The organism is Anaerolineales bacterium (assembly GCA_022866145.1).
In the GTDB taxonomy this organism is placed as follows: Bacteria; Chloroflexota; Anaerolineae; order Anaerolineales; family E44-bin32; genus PFL42.
The window spans coordinates 1-3,014 of sequence record JALHUE010000035.1; the positions used below are offsets into that span (position 1 = coordinate 1).

Consider the following 3,014-nt stretch of genomic DNA (forward strand, 5'->3'; position numbering starts at 1 on the left):
TCGCTCAACATCACGCCTCTCAAAATGGCCGACAAGGCGACCCGCGGCGTGGCGATTGTTCTAGAAGACCTGACCGAGAAACGCAAACTGGAGGCGCAGCGTCGGCTTTTCGAGCGCATGGTTTCCCCGGCCGTGATCAGCCAGCTCGACCCCGACAGCCTGCACCTCGGAGGCCGCCGGGCGGACATCACGACCCTCTTTGCCGACATCCGCGGCTTCTCGCTGTTCAGCGCCACCAACAACCCGGAAGTGCTGGTGCGCGTCCTCAATCTCTACCTGGCAGCGGCGGCCGAGGCCGTGCTGCAGGAAGCGGGGACCATCGACAAGTTTCTCGGAGATGGATTGATGGCCTGGTTCAACGCGCCGATCCCTCAGTCTGACCACACCCTGCGGGCGATCCGCTCGGCGCTGGCCATCCGCCAGGCCGTTCAGGAGGTCCGGGCCAAACTGCCGCGCCAGTTCCATCTGTCGTTCGGCGTGGGCATGCACTACGGCGAGGCGATCTTGGGCCTGGTGGGCACCCACAATCGGCTGGACTACACGGCCATCGGGGACAGCGTCAACACGGCCAAGCGACTGCAAGAACAGGCCGCCGAGGGCCAGATCCTGTTGACGCAGGCGGTGGCTTCCCGGGTGCGCGACCAAGTCGAATTGCAGGCGTTGGGGGCACTGCGGATGAAGGGGCGGGAGGAGCCGGTCGAAGTCTACGAGCTCCTTGGCCCGCGTCTATCCGAGCCGCGCGCCGGCTCACCGGCGGCGGCCTAGCTCGCGGGCTCGAGCCGGCCGGTCAGGCCCTCAGAGTAGGCAAACAGCGCCGGCGTCCCGCCGGTATGCCAGAACAGCACCCGTTCCTGGCGGCCAATCTGGCCGGATTGAATCAGGTCCAGCATCGCCCCGGCTGCCCGCCCGGTGTACACCGGATCGAGAAGGATGCCCTCGAGGCGGGCGAACAAGCGGATCGCCTGGCGTTCGAGATCGCCGACCACGGCGTACCCCCCGCCGCGGAACTGGTCCATCACCTGGATCTCCTCCGGCAGGAACGACCCGGGCCGCCCCAGAAGCTGGCCGACCGAGGTTGCCAAGTCGGCGACGCCGAGGCGGAGGGCGGCCGCCGGCGGCTCGACGCTGATGCCGAGGATCTGGCTGCGCAGTCCACCCCAGCGGGCGCCGGCCACCAGCCCGGCCTGGGTGCCGCCGGAGGAGCTGGCAAACAGGATTCGATCAAAGTCCTCCCCCTGAGCCTTGAGCTCCAGCGCCGCCGCGGCGTAGGCACTGGCGCCCAGCGCATTCGAACCACCGTACGGGATGCGGTACACACGCCTCCCCTGGCTCTGCAGCTGGGCGATTTCCTCCTCCAAGACCGATTCCGGATCAAGCGCCTCTGTCCACCGCACTCGCGCCCCGAGCAGGCGATCCAGGAGCAGGTTCCCGGTCTCCGTCGGGGCCGGTGGACCGTGCAACACCAGCACGCAATCCAGGCCGCAGCGAGCGGCTGCGGCCGCCGTCTGGCGGCAGTGATTGGACTGGACCGCGCCCCGGGTGACGAGCACCTCCGCCCCCTGCGCCACTGCCTCCGCCAGGAGGTAGGACAGCTTGCGGGTCTTGTTGCCGCCGAAGGCCAGCCCGGTCAGATCGTCGCGCTTGATGAACACTTGCGGCCCGCCCAAATGCCGGCTGAGCCGCTCCAGCGGGTGCATCGGCGTGGGCAGCACGGCCAGAGGCAAGCTGGGCAAGTCAATGCGCATTGTCTTTCCTCCGCTATCCTCGTGCACCGATCTTGCCCTCGAGCAGCCTACCCCAGACTGCGCTCGGTGGCAGAAAAACCCCGACGGCGCATCACCCCTAAGGCCAGTGGCGCGACGACATGATACAGCCAATACAGCCCCGGGCGGCGGGTGGTGTCGAGTGAGCCCAAACTGCATTGCAGCCGGGCGCCGAAGCCCTGCTTGAATCGGTAGACGCCCCACAGGGGATCGGAAGGTGCGATCCGATCGGGCGCGCCCCAGAAGTCGTAGCGCTTCAGCCCCCGCCCCCGCGCCCAGCGGATGGCTTCCCACTGCAGGAGATGGTTGGGCATCATCTCGCGGTGCTGGCTGGTCGACATGCCGTACAGGTACCAGGCCGTCTCGCCGAATGTGAACAGGACCAAGCCGGCGATGGCGGTCCCATCGACCTCTGCCACGAACAACTGTGCCCGTCCGCTTTCTTGGAAGTCGCCCCACAAAGCGTGATAGTAGGACGGCTCGCGGATCACGAAGCGGTCGCGCAGCGAGGTCTCGGCGTACATGCGGTAGAGCAGGTCGACGTCCGAGGCTGTGCCCAGGCGGACGGTCACCGCGTGGCGCTGGGCGAGGCGGAGGTTGTAGCGAGTCTTCTGGTGCATGGCCGCCAGCAACACGGCTTCACTGCCTGCCAGGTCGAGGACGAAGGTGTTGCGGAATTGGACCTGCTCGCGCCCTGGCTGCCAGCCGCACTGCCGAAGGTCATCCAGCATACCCGGGAGAGATTCGCCAGCCGAGGGGTCATCCGGGCAGCGGGTGGGGATCTCCGGATCGATGCGCAGCATGACCACGCCGGATTCGCCGGCCAGCTTCGCCAGGTCAGTCAGCACAACCCGGCGGAGCGACGGGTCGGTCCAGTCCACCAATGGACCGCGGGGGCAGTACAGCAGTCGCAGGCCGGCGAGACGCCCGGACCGGCGCTCCAAGACCTGGGCGGCGGCGCGGAAGGTGCCATCGGGCTGGCGCCAGGCCAGCCGGCGCGGCTGCCAGCCGTAGCCGGCCTTGAACTCGCCCCACTCCCAACTCTGCAGAACATGGCTGCCCGGCAGAGCTGCGACGCCGGCATTCCAGAGCCGGCGATCCTCAACGATAGCGGCGGCGAGGGTCATCCTTCCATGCGCCTCCAGCGGGCCAGGAGCCGATAGGCCTGATAGGGAGCCGGGCGGTAGACGCGATCCCAGGCGCCGATCCCGCGCTTCAGCTCCCCTCCGAAACCGCGCTTGAAGCGATACA

Annotated in this window: 3 protein-coding genes; 1 reads left to right on the forward strand and 2 read right to left on the reverse strand. The window is 67.9% G+C overall.

What is annotated here, in order from left to right; translation table 11 throughout:
• A partial coding sequence (locus tag MUO23_01055; GenBank protein MCJ7511539.1) for an adenylate/guanylate cyclase domain-containing protein occupies positions 1-765 on the forward strand: 765 nt, incomplete at its 5' end.
• Here the strand turns inward: MUO23_01055 and MUO23_01060 are convergent.
• Both MUO23_01060 and MUO23_01065 read right to left on the reverse strand, forming a co-directional pair.
• Positions 762-1,745 (reverse strand): D-cysteine desulfhydrase family protein, encoded by a 984-nt coding sequence (locus MUO23_01060; protein MCJ7511540.1) that lies wholly within the window; start codon positions 1,743-1,745, stop codon positions 762-764. The two genes, MUO23_01055 and MUO23_01060, sit on opposite strands and share 4 nt — an antisense overlap.
• Before the next feature lie 47 nt (positions 1,746-1,792).
• A complete protein-coding gene (locus tag MUO23_01065; GenBank protein MCJ7511541.1) occupies positions 1,793-2,890 on the reverse strand; it encodes a peptidoglycan bridge formation glycyltransferase FemA/FemB family protein in 1,098 nt (365 codons plus the stop codon).
• Between the last annotated feature and the right edge of the window lie 124 nt (positions 2,891-3,014).